General features: G+C 43.7%; 8 protein-coding genes. 7 read left to right on the top strand and 1 reads right to left on the bottom strand.

What is annotated here, in order from left to right; genetic code table 11:
* Nucleotides 1–123: 123 nt before the first annotated feature.
* The 4 genes from ACZMIG_RS07020 to ACZMIG_RS07005 all read left to right on the top strand — a co-directional run bounded on the left by ACZMIG_RS07020 (nt 124) and on the right by ACZMIG_RS07005 (nt 7,447).
* Entirely contained in the window at nt 124–1,587 is a 1,464-nt protein-coding gene (locus tag ACZMIG_RS07020) for a CotH kinase family protein (RefSeq protein WP_487889361.1), read from the top strand.
* 815 nt (nt 1,588–2,402) lie between these two features.
* Nucleotides 2,403–5,702 carry a hypothetical protein gene (locus tag ACZMIG_RS07015; protein WP_487889360.1) on the top strand — a complete coding sequence of 1,100 codons (3,300 nt, stop codon included), beginning with the start codon at nt 2,403–2,405 and terminating at the stop codon, nt 5,700–5,702.
* Between the two features lie 114 nt (nt 5,703–5,816).
* The gene (locus ACZMIG_RS07010; protein ID WP_125105262.1) at nt 5,817–6,320 is read left to right on the top strand and encodes a hypothetical protein; all 504 of its coding nucleotides are present in this window, start codon (nt 5,817–5,819) and stop codon (nt 6,318–6,320) included.
* A 20-nt stretch (nt 6,321–6,340) separates the two neighbouring features.
* Nucleotides 6,341–7,447 (top strand): OmpA family protein, encoded by a 1,107-nt coding sequence (locus ACZMIG_RS07005; protein ID WP_487889359.1) that lies wholly within the window; start codon nt 6,341–6,343, stop codon nt 7,445–7,447.
* A 479-nt stretch (nt 7,448–7,926) separates the two neighbouring features.
* On the opposite strand, the gene ACZMIG_RS07000 is transcribed toward ACZMIG_RS07005, so the two are convergent.
* Nucleotides 7,927–8,199, bottom strand: coding sequence for an HU family DNA-binding protein (locus tag ACZMIG_RS07000; RefSeq protein WP_021853382.1), 273 nt, complete (start codon nt 8,197–8,199; stop codon nt 7,927–7,929).
* Between the two features lie 213 nt (nt 8,200–8,412).
* Here ACZMIG_RS07000 and ACZMIG_RS06995 point away from each other — a divergent pair, with 213 nt between their 5' ends.
* From ACZMIG_RS06995 to secDF, 3 genes are all read left to right on the top strand, one after another.
* The gene (locus ACZMIG_RS06995) at nt 8,413–9,336 is read left to right on the top strand and encodes a rhomboid family intramembrane serine protease (RefSeq protein ID WP_487889358.1); all 924 of its coding nucleotides are present in this window, start codon (nt 8,413–8,415) and stop codon (nt 9,334–9,336) included.
* Between the two features lie 26 nt (nt 9,337–9,362).
* Nucleotides 9,363–10,448 carry an endonuclease/exonuclease/phosphatase family protein gene (locus ACZMIG_RS06990; protein ID WP_487889357.1) on the top strand — a complete coding sequence of 362 codons (1,086 nt, stop codon included), beginning with the start codon at nt 9,363–9,365 and terminating at the stop codon, nt 10,446–10,448.
* Nucleotides 10,449–10,555: 107 nt separating this feature from the next.
* Nucleotides 10,556–13,552 carry a protein translocase subunit SecDF gene (secDF, locus tag ACZMIG_RS06985; RefSeq protein WP_487889356.1) on the top strand — a complete coding sequence of 999 codons (2,997 nt, stop codon included), beginning with the start codon at nt 10,556–10,558 and terminating at the stop codon, nt 13,550–13,552.
* Nucleotides 13,553–14,218 lie beyond the last annotated feature (666 nt).

Below are 14,218 nucleotides of genomic sequence, written 5' to 3'. Positions count from 1 at the left end.
TGTGTAAAGTTACCACGTACGCCGTATAGACATTTATATTTATAAAGGTTACCTCACAATTACGCTAAAACTTGATTAAAATTAATACCAACATATTTTTAAGAGTAAATTAAATAATACGTTATGAATAAGAAAGGACTTTGGATTTTTTTGTTTTTATTTTTTGCTATTACCAGCACAAATAGTACAGTAATTAATGATTGGCCTCGAATACCATTGCTGACGATAACTACAGAGAATGGTGAATTCCCGACATGTGAAGTGGTTTATCCGCCTGAGGGATGTGTAGGAACAGGAATAACAGCCAATGACTATGTATGTGGCCGGCTCGTGATGACACTTGATGGAGAAACACTTTATGACTCGGGTGATTATATAAAAGATGAGTCAGGCATGAGAATAAAAATCCGTGGAAATAGCACCGGTGCTTCTGCCGGACAGAAACCATACAAAATAAAGCTGTCGAAGAAGTTTGACCTGCTGTGCCGTGGAGATGAAGGATATAATGAAAAGGACTGGAATCTGCTAAAGATAAGCACATGGAATCCGGCATTCTCAAATGCAGAGAGTAATATACTTACGGTATTGGGCTTCGTGCTGAGTGAGGCTATAGGTATGGAATGGACTCCTGGCTATACCTTTGTTAATCTTGTTATGAATGATAAATATATGGGCATGTATTATCTTACAGATGCCATAGAGCGCGGCGACAAAAGGGTTGATATAAAGAAATCAGGCTATCTTATAGAGAACGACGCCTATTGGTGGAACGAAGACCTGTATTTTAAAACAGACCATCAGAACTCTGTCATGGGGTGGACATACAAGTATCCTGACGCTGAAGATGTGGATGACGCCATAAACGGCAACATCCAGGCATACGTTAACGATTTTGAGGATGCTTTGTACTCGGGAAAGGACGTTGATGAATATATCGACCTGGCTTCTTTTGCAAAATGGATTCTGGTTCATGACATTCTTAACTCTGATGATGCCGCCGGCACAAACATGTATATGTACAAACACGATTATGATGAGAGTAATCCTGTGGCAACAAAATTGATGATGGGCCCGTTGTGGGATTTTGATTCTTCATTTAAGACTGATGCCGATGACAGATGGAGCCAGCTTCACGAATTGGATTATTTTTATTATCCCAAATTGTTTGAAAATGAAAAATTCGTAAAGGAATATAAGAAACAATGGGAAGAGATAAAGCCGACATTGGCAGAAGATGTTAAAAACGGCCTTGAAGCGTTGAATACAACTTATGGAGATGCTTTGCAGAAAAGCATGGATTTGCATAAGACTGCATATCCTACAGAGTGCAGTAATAGTCTTGAGTCTCAGATTGACGAGATAAATGGTAAAATCGAGAGTAGAATTGTCGGTCTTGACAACCTTGTGAGCCAGCTTCAGACTTCAGGGGTACAGCAAATAGACGAAAATGGACCTAAGCATAAGATTATAGCTGTATATGACATTTATGGCGTAAGATGTCAGGAGGACGATATGGACAAGCTGCCTAAAGGCATTTATATAGTAAAGTATAATAACGGTTCGTTTGAAAAATGGTTGAATAAATAATATCTTTTTATCGAGAGATATAGATTTTTAAAGTGCAGGATACCATCATTAATTTTTGATGTCCTGCACTTTTTATTTTATTTCTATGCCATGAAATAATTTAGTTTATAAAAATGCGCTGAAAATCGTAACATTTTTATCCTGTTTTGCTTTCAGACACAGATATTATAGTCTGTTTCGCTGCTTTTTGTTAAGCTAATTATATCTGTTTTGTTTCAGACTGTTAGTGGCCCGTTTTTGCTCCGTAACTGGGCCACTTTTTGTGCAAAAGTGGGCCGTTTTTTATCCTTAAACAATAGACTTTTCAGGCGAGTCTGCACATATAATCATGCATGGCAGATGCTGTGGCATTATTTTCATGTACGGATTGCTGATTCTAAGCCTTAAATCATATTCAGACTTTTGCATATTTTTCATAATTTTCAGCATCAGTATTCCTTACCGGCAGCCATAGCTACATGACGTGCTGAGACATGATAATATGCCTGCATGAAAACAATGTAGAAAATAAGTTGGATATGCTTCCTTATATAATTAATAAGGTATAAGGATTTTTCGTTGTATATCTCTTACCAAGAGATAGAATTCCGATGCAAATATACGAACAAATACTAATATCTGCAAATGATTTAATGATTTTTTTTCAAAAACGTTGAAAAAAGCATTAATAACAATAACTATTGACAAAAAGAGCTGAAAATCCCGATAACAGCAAGGTTTCAGGGCATATGTCTATCTCTTGGTAAGAAAGAGCGGGTTTTTAGATAATCCAAAAATAATTATATATATAGTTTTTAATTAAATTAGTTTATCAAATGAAAAGAAAAATTTTCAGTTCTTTGCTTCTTGTAGCGTTCCTATGCGCTTCAATGAGCATGTTCGTTTCTTGTAAAGACTATGAGGATGACATCAATGCGAACAAAGATGACATCACTGCTTTACAGAATCAGTTGGCTGACTTGCAGACTACACTGTCAAACGAGTTGAGCAGTGTAAGAAGCGAGTTTAATACTCAAATCTCTGATGCCAAGGCTCAGCTCCAGGCTGCCATCGGTCAGAAAGCTGATCAGGCTACTGTGACTGCACTCGAGGCAAGAGTTGCTACTCTGGAAGGTGACCTCGCTGCTAAGGAGGCTGCTTTGAACGCAAAAATTGATGCTGTAAACGAAGCTGTTACTGGTCTTGACGGAAGACTTGAGAGCGTTGAGGAAGCTTTGGCTACAATCACAGCCATGACAGGTGACTTCAAGGAACTTCAGAAGACAGTTAATGACTTGAAGGGTAGAGTTGAGGCTCTTGAAAGCCTTGACATCGCTACTATCGCAAGAGAGGCTGTTGCAAAGGATCTCGAAACTCAGCAGAAGGCTCTTGAGGATTTCAAGCAGCAGATTGCTGACGCTGACTATCAGGGACAGATCGACAAACTGAAGGAGCAGATCGAGGCTCTGCCTACAGCTGATGATCTGAAGGATCTTGCCGACAAGCTTGAGGCTTATGACATTGAGAACATCGAAAAGAGAGTTTCTGCAGCAGAGGAGGCTATCTCTGAACTTCAGAATTCTTTGTCTGACTATGCTACTGTAACAAGCGTTGATGAGCTTGAGAAGGCTCTTCAGAAGCAGATTGACGACCTGAACAACCTTATCAGCGGTGAGGGCGGTCTTAACGACAACATCAATACTCTTACTGTTTTTGTTGAGAAACTGCTGAACAGCATTTCTCTCGTTCCAGATCTCTATGTTGGCGGTATCGAGGCTGTTGAGTTCCGTGTACTGAGCTATGTTCCTGTTGTTCCTGGAACAAGCGGTACCGGTGAGCTTAAAATTGCACCTGTCTATGTTGACAACGGTCAGACGACAGCTACTTACAGACTTAACCCAAGCTCTGTTAAGGAAGAGAATATTGATGCAGAGAATATCGACTTCGTTGCTGCTACAGCTGAGGTAAGAGCCGTGCTCGATAACTCTCCGGTTGCTTTCAACGGTATCGAAAGCTTTAAGAACGGTCTTATGACTGTTAAACTGAAGAAGACTACAACAGGATCTCTTGATCTTGGCAACAACAAGACTTACATCGTTGCTCTGAAGGTTCCTCGTTTCAACAAGGATAATACTACAACAGACATCTATTCTGAGAACTCTCGTCTTGTAGAAACTACATTCAGACCGAGAATAGCTAAGCTTGCTTGGAACGCTTCTGACGCTCAGCATCACTATGCTGACAGCACAAGCATCTGGAACTCTAAGGTTGACAACAACGAGCTTGTTACTACAGAGGTTTACTACAATGAGACAAAGAATCTTGCTGAGCTCGTAACAGGTTGCTACCTGAACGGAGCTGACAAGCACACTCAGATTACAAGAGATGAGTTGAAGAAGTATGGCATTGCTTTCCGTTTTGCTATTCCTTCAAAAACTTACAACACAGCTGCTCCTAACGGAACAGACCAGCAGCAATTTGCAACAGTAACTCCAGAGGGTGTTATTTCTTCAAAACTTCCTGACGGCGTAACTAACAACATGGCTTGCGTAGGTAAAGAGCCTATCGTTCGTATCATGCTTTGCGATACAGTAAACAATAATCTTCTTGACGAGCGCTATATGAAGATTAAGTGGTCTCAGAAAATGCTTGATGACGTAACTCTTGATGACAAGGTTGACGAGAAGACACTTAGCTGCGATGCAATGACAGCAGAACTTACATGGGATTGGCTGATCACTAAGGTTTATGCAAAGGTACAGGCTGAAGGTCTTGATCAGGCTACATTTGAGAAAGTTTATTCTTTCAATGATATAACAATTGATCCGGCTAACTCAACAAATGGCGATTTAGTATTCAAGAACACTACTAACGAGAATGGTGATGCTCTTGCTGCTACATGGACAATTGATGCTGACGACGTTAAGACTATAGATCAGAAGAAGGGTTATGTAACACTTGAGAAGGTTATAACATTCAAATCTTCTATGCCTGCTCAGTATCCTGACCTGAAGATGACTTGGAAGTTCACTGTTAAACTGCCTGAACTGCCTGCTATCGCTGGTTACTTCGATACATACTGGTTCGAGAAGTATAACACTTATGACGTGCTGCCTGTTCAGTATGGTACACCTGCACAGACAGAGGCACAGGTAGTATACCGCAACAACCTCACAAGTGCATTCGGTTATACATCAGAGTGGGGTAAAGGTAACAACTTCTTCATCAAGAACATGACAGAATGTGGTCTTTGGGATCTTCAGTTCTCTGCTGACCAGACAATCGCCGGTTACACAGTTAATGGTAATGACCTTGATGAGGCTGGTATCGATCAGGTTAACTTTAACGGTTATCTCTTGAAGAATGGTGTTCAGAATTCAGCTCGCCTGACATGGACTGGCCGTGACAAGTCTTGGGGTACTTCATTTGATACAGAGGCAACTCCTTACCTGTTCGTTCCGAGAAACAGAGAGGATGCTTGGAACCTGATCAACCCGCTTGCACAGGCTGACGAAAAGGGTATTCCTGCTAGAACTCACGACAAGAAGATCAGTATCAGCGTATGGGCTAAGATTAATGGATACAACAAGGTTCTCGTTAAGAAGTATGATGTATGCCTCATAGCTCCGATCCGTGTAGACGCAGTATCTAAGGGCGGTTTCGAGGAAGGTCTCGTAAGCGGTTCTACAGTTGACGCTGGCAAGCTTGTTTCAATAACAGACTTCCGCGGATACGCAGTGGCTCAGACTGCTATCGGTAATCCTACTGAGTTTGAGAAGTATGCCGTACAGCTCTGGAAATACTATGACGTTAAGTCTATATTCTTCGATCTGAGCAAGGCTAAGTACACACTGGCTGTTAACGGTGGTAGCGTTGTTGCAAACAACGACCTGTCTTATGCTGATGCTATGACAGCTGCTAAACTCTCTGAGCTTACAAACAAAGCTGTTAACCTGTCACTGAGCCAGAGCGGCAACAACATCACCTTCAAGAACAATGGTGGTTCTAACGTAGAGGAAATGTTCTATGTTTACATCCCTGTAACAGTAGAATATGCATACGGTAAACTGACAGAGTATGTCAAGATACCTGTTTATCCTCGCGGTCAGGTGCCTGCATCTGTGAAAAGACGTTAAGGAGTGATGCTACAGATGACTTTGAATAAAAGGAATCTGAAAGGAAAATAAAACTTCAATCGGGAGCGCTCCTTGTAATTGAGGGGCGCTCCTTTTAAAAATAATAAAGTTTCTATGATTAAATCAGCTAAATATGTCGTAATGGCCTTGGCCCTGTTTATTGTGGCTTCTTGTGGCGATAAGAAGAAAAAGGAGACTATCTTGCCGGCAGATCCACGTATGGACCAGCAGATGGTTCGTACAAGCAAGGACACCATGATGCTGCTCGACATGACAAAGAAGTTCTTGGAAACTTTGAAGAACAACGACATCGACGGCGCTATGAGCCAGCTGTATGAGGTTAAGGACAACAAGGTGATGCCTCTTTCGGAAGAACGCTCAAAGGAGATACGCAAGACTCTTACCACATTCCCGGTATTGTCTTACAAGATAGATGAACTTCTCCTCTATAGCGACAGCGACACCGAGGTGCGTTACACGATCGAGTTTTTTGAGAAACCTAAGGGCGACAACCGTCCTAACACGATAAAATGCTCGGTTAATCCGACACGTGTTGGCGGCAACTGGTATCTCACCATTGCCAAGGTGGCTCAAGAGAATAATTATAAGAACAATTGAAAAAATTAAAACCATTAGCTATGCGTTATTTAAGTTTATTATTGGCCGCAGGTTTCCTGTTTATGGGAAATCCCGTGTCAGCTCAGGAAAGCGAACCTGAGTACGAGTTCAACAGGCATTGGTTTGTAAGCGTTCACGGCGGTGCCCAGTATACATTGGGCGAGGCCTCTTTTGGCGACTTGCTTTCTCCTACGGTTCAGTTAGGTGCCGGATATCAGTTTACCCCGTGGTTTGCCACACGTCTTTCTGTAGATGCTTGGCAGAGCAAGGGCGGCTGGAACGGATACATGCTGGACGGCAAGGCCGTAAACACTACGTATAAGTACAACTATGTAGCCCCCGGCATTGACTTTATGTTCAATCTGTCTAATGCCATCTGCGGTTACAACCCAATGCGTCTGTTCAGTGTTACAGCTTTCATCGGCGGCGGTGCAAACATCGGCTTTGGTAACGATGAGGCCAACGAACTGGCCAACGCAGGCTATGACATGCGCTACGTGTGGAGCGGCACAAAGGTTCGTCCCGTAGGCCGTGGCGGTCTGTCGTTCGACTTCCGCGTTAGCGACCGCGTAAGCCTCGGCATCGAGGGTAACGCAAACGTCCTCTCTGACAAGTACAACTCAAAGAAGGCAGGCAATGCCGACTGGTATTTCAACGCTCTTGCCAGCGTTACAATCCGTCTGGGCAAGACCTACAAGAAGAAGGCTGCCCCGGCTCCGGAGCCTGTAGAGCAGACTATTGTAGAGCCTGTTGTTGAAGAGAAGCCGGTAAGCGAGCCCGTTGTAGAAGAAGTAAAGGACGAGGGTATGAAGCGCGACGTATTCTTCACGATAAATTCAAGCGTTATCCGTGAGTCAGAGCGCGAAAAGGTAGTGGAACTTTCTAAATATTTAAACAATCATAAAAATGCAATTGTCGAAATAACAGGCTACGCCGATGCCGGAACAGGCACTGCTGCTATAAACAGCCGCCTGTCTTCTGAGCGTGCGGAGGCTGTTAAGAAGATGCTTACAGAACAATGCGGTGTGTCTGCGTCGCAGATAAAGACCTCTTACAAAGGGTCTGAAGTCCAGCCGTTTGCTGACAACGACATGAACCGTGTATCAATTTGTATTATATCCAATTAGTCGATTGCAGGAGGGTGGAGACATTTGGGCTTGTGAAAGTCGTAGTCTCCTCCCGTTTTTTTAAAAAAAAGATCATTTACACTGTTGAAAATCAAGACACAAGCTAGACTGGACTTTTTTCTATTTCTTATTCTTACAAATTCTTTTTTCACAGATTTCTTATTTCCTGTTCCCTTTCTTTTATAGTTTTATTGATGCGCCTGAGTCTGGCATTATGCTGCTGCATGATGCTTTGTTTTATCATGCGCAAGGTTGATCTTTAAGTTTTTGTATAAGTCTTACCGTCTGCTTTTCAGATGCCTGAAATGCCAGTGAAAAACATGGTCTGAATATTCTCGCTTAAAGAGAAAATCCTGTATGTTTGCTTGCCGTTTTCTCATAAATGGCGGTGCTGACATGCTTCAGCACATCTGCCGGTGAGGATAAACAAAAAGCCTGCATCCGCATGGATACAGGCTTATGTATTTTCGAAGCTTTTATTAGTTCAAAGCATCAGTTAATTCTGCTCCGGCCTTGAATTTCGCAGCCTTCTTAGCAGCAATCTGTATCTTCTCCTTTGTAGAAGGATTGATACCCTCGCGAGCCGGGCGCTCGTTAACGCTGAATGTTCCAAAGCCAACAAGTGCAACTTTATCTCCTGCTACGAGAGCGTCTTTGATGGCTGCAACGGTTGCGTCGAGTGCTTTCTTTGAATCAGCTTTTGACAAACCTGAGCCAGCAGCTATTTTTTCAATAAGTTCTGTTTTGTTCATAATTAAAATTGTTATTAAAATATTAGAGTATAAAATTATCCCAACCTATTTTTATCGCAAATATAGCCTAATCATTTTATTTGTCAAACAAAAAATAAAAAAAAGTGAAGAATTTAATGAAAAAAAGTTGGTATATGCCCTGCTTTATGCTATATAACAGATATTTTTAGTATTTTTGCCGACGTTTATTATGCTAGAAAAATTATTTTGAGTATGTTCAGAATACCTGCTATTACAAAGAATTTGCTGATTATCAATGTGCTTATGTTCGCCGCCACATGGGTGTTCGGCCGTCAGGGCATTGACTTGAACAGCGTGTTTGGACTTCACTTCTTCCTCGCGCGCGATTTCCAGATATATCAGCTCTTCACTTATATGTTCATGCATGCCGGATTCACGCATCTGTTCTTCAACATGTTTGCCCTGTGGATGTTCGGCTGCGTGGTTGAGAATGTGTGGGGACCTAAGAAGTTTCTCTTCTATTATATGGTCTGCGGAGTCGGTGCCGGACTTATACAGCTGATAACACAGTTTGGCGAGTTCTACATGCTTGCCAGCGACCAGATACCGGGCTTTGGCTTCGGCGATATAATGGCAGTGGCGCATAACAGCTCGGCTATTCTCAATCTTTGGACAACAGTAGGCGCGTCTGGTGCCATTTACGGTGTGCTGCTTGCTTTCGGCATGCTGTTTCCTGAGGAGCGCCTGTTCATATTCCCGCTTCCGCTGCCGATAAAGGCCAAGTGGTTTGTGTGCATCTACATCGTTGTTGAGCTGTTGTCGGCTCTCGGCACGTCAAACAGCAGTGTGGCTCATTTCGCCCACCTCGGTGGTATGCTCTTCGGATGGCTGCTGATAAGATACTGGCGCAACAATCCGGGCGGAGGCACTTTCGGAAGGTCGAAGGGACAGCAGTTCTTCGACAACCTGAAGAGCAACTGGGAGCGCCGCTCTCACCGCAAGTCGGACAATGCCGGAGGATATGACAGGACAAGAAACGAATCAGACTGGGACTACAACGCCCGCAAGAAGGCTGAACAGGACGAGATAGACCGCATACTCGACAAGGTTAGACGAAGCGGATACGACAGCCTGAGCGAGGAGGAAAAACGTAAACTCTTTGACGGAGGAAAATAGCACATGACGGATGTGCTTCATTGTGAATGAAAAAAATTAAAGACCTTACTTTGCAGATAATAGCCGGGGCCAATGTGGCAACGGCTGTTACCATGTTTCTGGTAGGCCTGTCGGACCGCATCAATCCGACAGAGCATCCTATAATGGCCAATATCGGACTGATATTTCCAGGCTTTATATTTATCAATTTCTGCTTTCTAGTCTTTTTCGCGGTGTTCAGGCGGAGGTACATGCTTATTTCCCTGCTTGGTTTTGTTGTCAGCTATTCTTCCGTGCGTACTTACTGGCCGCTTAACATCAGCCGCGACGTGCCGCCTGGCTCGATAAAGGTGATGTCGTATAATGTGCATAATTTTGCCAGCGACAATGCCCCCAAAGGACACGACAATCCGATACTTGAATATATAATAAATTCAGACGCTGATATAGTGTGTCTGCAGGAGGCTGTTATAACTGATAATTTACGCGATGCCGTAAAGGATGTATACAACTATGTTGACTCGGTGAGAAGTAAGAACGGTGGAGATTGTCTTGTGTTGCTGAGCAAGTATCCAATAAAATCAAGTGAACGTATAGAGTATGAATCGAAGAACAATGTCAGTGCGGCATTTAGAGTTGTTGTAGATGAAGAGATAGTTACGGTAATTAATAATCACTTTGAGACTTCCGGTCTGTCGCTTGCCGACCGTGCCGGCTTCAAGGACATGGTTAAGGGCAAGGCGGGCAGCGACACGATGAGGGCTGAGTCGAAACGCCTGGCAGTAAAGCTGGGAGAGTCGGCCAAGATACGTGCGCCGCAGGCTGAGGCCGTGGCCGAATATGTGAGGAAGAGCGGCGACAACGTGATTCTTTGCGGCGATTTTAACGACAACCCCATATCGTACACTCACCGCACTCTGGCGCGCGAGCTTACCGACTGTTATGTTGAGTCGGGCAACGGTCCGGGCATATCCTATCACCACAACGCCATCTTTGTGCGCATAGACAACATAATGTGCTCAAAGCTGTGGCAGCCCTATAAGTGCAAAGTTGACCGAAGTATCGGCTATTCAGACCATTACCCCATTTATTGTTGGCTCAAAAAGCGTGGAAAGGATAAAAATAACCGCTAAAATGAATAATAAGAGGCATTAAATTTTTCAAAGTTTAAAAAAATAATTATCTTTGTGCCCTATTAATATCAAACTCGAAAAAACATTAAAAATTAATAATAATCAAAATGCAAAACAAAGGAATTGTAATTGTTACAGCCGTCTTACTGACGCTTGCAAGCATTTTCTATTTGTCTTTCTCTGTCGCAACAAGCTATTACGACAGTCAGGCAGCAAAGATTAAAGACCCGATTGACCAGCAGAACTACAAGGATTCTGTTAAATATCTGGGTATTTATTCTTACCAGAAGTGCTTGGAGACGCAGATTGGTCTGGGTCTTGACCTTAAAGGCGGTATGAACGTAATCCTCGAGATTTCTGTTCCTGATGTTGTAGACGTGCTGGCTGACCACAAGACAGACGCTGCCTACGTTAAATCAATGGAGCAGGCTAAGAAGGAGGAAGAGACAAGTCAGAGTGATTTTATCTCTCTTTTCATTAAGTATTATCATCAGAATGCGCCCGGACATCGTCTGGCTGAAGTTTTTGCCACACAGCAGCTTAAGGGCAAGGTGAGCACACAAAGCTCTGACGCTGAGGTGGAGAAGGCTCTGCGCGAAGAGGTTCAGTCGGCTATCGACAACTCTTACAACGTAGTGCGCAACCGTATCGACAAGTTCGGCGTTGTTCAGCCCAATATCCAGAAACTTGAGGGACAGCAGGGCCGTATCATGGTAGAAATGCCTGGTATCCGCGAGCCTGAGCGTATCCGTAAACTTCTTCAGGGTAGCGCCAACCTCGAATTCTGGGAGACATTCAACAGCGAAGAGGTTACTCCGTATCTGGCTCAGATCAACCAGCGCCTTGCTGCCGGTTCGTCTGCTACTGCCGCTGATACAACTGCTGTAAGCGACAGCACAGCTGCCAAGGCTGAACCCGCAAAGGCAGAGGCTAAGCCTAAGTTCCAGATAAAGAACGACGCAAAGAACGCTGCCAAGGCTACTGAGACTGATGCACAGCTCGCTCTCGCCAAGAAGCAGAATCCTCTGCTGGCTATGTTGCAGCTGGCTCCGCAGGGCTCACTGAGCGTTGTAGGATATGCTAACGTACGCGATACAGCAGCAATCAACAAGATTATCACATCTGAACTTGCCAAGCAGGTGCTCCCGTCTAACCTGAAACTTCTTTGGGGTGCTAAGCCTGCTGACGGACTTTCTGTAAAGAATGTGTTCGAGCTTTATGCAATAAAGGTTACACAGAGCAACGGACGTGCTCCGCTTGAAGGCGACGTGATAACAGATGCTACAGACCAGTTTAACAACGTTACAGGTGCTCCTGAGGTAAGCATGACCATGAACTCAGACGGTGCACGCCGCTGGGCAGCCCTTACAAAGGCTAATGTGGGTAAGGCTATTGCCATCGTGCTCGATGATGCTGTTTACAGCGCACCTCGAGTTAACGGCGAAATCCCCGGCGGACAGTCTTCTATCAGCGGAAACTTCACTATCGAGGATACCAAGGACCTTGCCAATACTCTTAAGTCTGGACGTATGCCTGCTCCGGCACGTATCGTTCAGGAGGACGTCGTAGGACCTTCACTCGGTGCACAGTCAATCCAGCAGGGTCTTATCTCGTTCGTTGTAGCCTTCGTATTGCTGATGATCTACATGATCGTCATGTACGACTTGATTCCGGGTATGATGGCCAACTTGGCACTTATACTTAACCTCTTCTTTACGTTAGGTATTCTAACCTCCTTCCAGGCGGCGCTGACCATGCCGGGTATTGCCGGTATCGTGCTGTCATTGGGTATGGCCGTCGACGCTAACGTGCTTATCTATGAACGTACCAAGGAAGAGTTACGCAAGGGCAAGCAGCTCAAGCAGGCTATCGAGGCCGGCTATGGCAACGCCTTCTCTGCTATCTTCGACTCTAACCTTACCTCAATCATAACAGGTGTCATCCTTTATGTCTTCGGTACAGGTCCTATCCGTGGATTCGCCACAACTCTTATAATCGGTATCTGCTGCTCATTCTTCACAGCCGTTTATCTTACACGTCTCGTTTATGAGCACAAGATGAAGAAAGACAAGTGGCTGAACCAGAACTTCACAACAAAGATATCTCGCAAGTTCCTGCAGGGCACAAACATCGGCTTTATGTCGATGTACCGTAAGACCTTCACAATAGCAGGTATTGCAGTTGTGCTGTTCGCTATCAGCTTCGCAGTTCGCGGTCTCAGCAAGAGCATCGACTTCACAGGTGGACGTAACTATGTAATCAAGCTTGAGAAGGCCGTAGAGCCTGAGCAGGTAACTGCAGTGCTCCGTCCGGCATTCCCGAACAGTACAGTGAGCGCAATTGCATTGGGTACAGACCACAAAACCATCCGTATTTCAACTAACTATAAGATTGACTCTAACAATCCGGCAGTTGACAACGAGGTAGAGGACATCCTGTTCAAGTCGCTCTCAAGCGCAGGCATGGTGACACAGAAGAGCGTAGAGGTGTTCAAGAATCCTGATGTACGCGCAGGCGGTTCTATTATCAGTAGTGCCAAGGTGGGTCCGTCAGTTGCTAAGGATATCACTTACGGAGCTATCATAAGCGTCATATTCGCTCTTATAGCCATCTTCTTATACATCCTCATCCGTTTCCACAATGTAGCCTTCTCTGTTGGTTCAACAGTGGCTCTGGCTCTCGATACGATAATCGTTATCGGCTTCTATTCAGCATTGTGGGGTCTGGTTCCGTTCTCTCTCGAAATCGACCAGACGTTCATCGGAGCTATCCTTACCGTTATCGGTTATTCAATCAACGATAAGGTGGTTGTGTTCGACCGTATACGTGAGAACCTCGGACTGTACAAGAAGCGTGACTACTGGACAATATTCAACGACTCTCTGAACGAGACATTGGCACGTACAATCAACACGTCTTCAACAACGTTGCTGGTATTGCTCTGTATCTTCTTCCTTGGAGGTGACAGCATCCGCAGCTTCTCGTTCGCGATGATTCTCGGTGTTGTATTCGGTACACTGTCTTCAATCTTCATTGCAGCTCCTATTGCTTACATCACTTTAGGTCGCAAGGCCAACAAGACATCAGAGGTTAAGGCTGCATAAGTGTTTTGCTGAATAAGACGTTAAGTCATATATTCAATATAAATAGGGTGGATACGCATTAATGTGTATCCACCTTTTTTGTATGTTCTTATGTATGGCTTTCCTGTGTTCTGTCACAGATTTTGGGCTGCTGTAAGAATATTTTTCATTAGTAACTCATTTCACGTTGTAATTTACAGTAATGTCCTGACAAACAGAGAGTTAGAACGTGATGAGCTGGGCTGTCAACTCGTCACGCAGATATCATGGAGAGAATCATATATTTGAAGTCAACCAAATTTAGGAAAGGACAACAAGATAATGATTTACTTGTTGCGTGATGAGTTAAAAACACAACTTGTCACATTACTTATCTATGAAACACAATATGTTATGTTCGGATATGACGAGTGATGAGTTTTTCGTAAAATTATGCTGAGATGATTATAATGCTTTTTGTTAATTGTATAAGCTGGCAAACCATTGTTATTCATAAATGTCTTGATTAGGTAATATTCAAATATGGTTAATGACGGATATTGGATGAGTGGTATTATTTTATGTATAAAACTTAGAATTTTTTATTTTAATGTATTGTTCCATGTTCTGCAAAATATACCTAAATGTATCATGAAAGATATGCTTTTGTATGCTGAAATGTGGCCTTTTGATTCATGACATGGCTCC

This window comes from Xylanibacter sp. (genome assembly GCF_057607445.1).
The sequence above is the reverse complement of the archived record's forward strand: the minus strand, read 5'-3'. Positions and strand labels throughout refer to the sequence as shown.